Origin of the sequence: Borrelia persica No12, assembly GCF_000500045.1 — a bacterium.
GTDB lineage: Bacteria > Spirochaetota > Spirochaetia > Borreliales > Borreliaceae > Borrelia > Borrelia persica.
The window spans coordinates 1-244 of sequence record NZ_AYOT01000244.1 but is presented as its reverse complement, the minus strand read 5'-3'; the positions used below and the strand labels follow the sequence as shown (position 1 = coordinate 244).

At 29.9% G+C, this 244-nt stretch carries 1 protein-coding gene; it reads left to right on the top strand.

The genetic code is table 11. The features are described from left to right. On the top strand, positions 1–244 hold a 244-nt coding region (locus tag U881_RS0110125), incomplete at both ends, for a DUF228 domain-containing protein (RefSeq protein WP_024654282.1).

Sequence of the window (244 nt, the reverse complement as noted above, 5' to 3'; positions counted from 1 at the left end):
GGATTTCCGTACAAACGTGCAGTTAAATTAAAGGTTTCAACCGAAAAACCCGATGATATCTTTGTTGAAGTATCTGATTCTCAAAATATGTATGGAATATGTATAGATATTAATGAACATACTAACGTAGCAACAGTAATACCAATAACAAATAATTTTGAAGGTTATGTAATTACACAAAGCTCTTCTGGTATTAACATGGGTGATAAGTTGGATTTTAATTCAAATGGAGAAGTTATTAAAG